This is a genomic window from Streptomyces sp. WM6386 (assembly GCF_000972385.1).
GTDB lineage: Bacteria > Actinomycetota > Actinomycetes > Streptomycetales > Streptomycetaceae > Streptomyces.
The window spans coordinates 1-382 of record NZ_JXTE01000596.1 but is presented as its reverse complement, the minus strand read 5'-3'; the positions used below and the strand labels follow the sequence as shown (position 1 = coordinate 382).

General features: G+C 69.6%; 1 protein-coding gene. It reads left to right on the top strand.

Going from position 1 to position 382, the window contains the following annotated elements:
- Positions 1–382: helix-turn-helix domain-containing protein (locus TN53_RS42850; RefSeq protein WP_046264336.1), on the top strand; the 382-nt coding region annotated here is incomplete at both ends.

Here is a 382-nt window from a genome sequence, read left to right as displayed (position 1 = left end):
TGGCGGTCGGCGTGTCGTGGCCGGTGGGTGCGAGGTGGTTTCGTCACGCTGGCGGCATGCCGCCGATCTCGTTGGCCGAACCCACGGGCCGGTACCTCACGTTCGAGGAGCGCGAGGAGATCGCGATCCTCAGGGCCATGAGCAAGGGCGTGCGCGAGATCGCTCGCGCTCTGGGGCGTGACCCTGAGACAATCTCTCGCGAACTGCGCCGCAACGCCGCCACGCGCGGCGGCAAGCAGGAGTACCGCGCGACGGTCGCCCAGTGGAAAGCACAGCAGGCCGCCAAGCGCCCCAAGACGGCGAAGCTCACAGGCGACGACAGGTTGCGTGAGTACGTGCAGGACCGGCTCGCCGGCAGCGTCCGCCGCCCCGACAACACGAT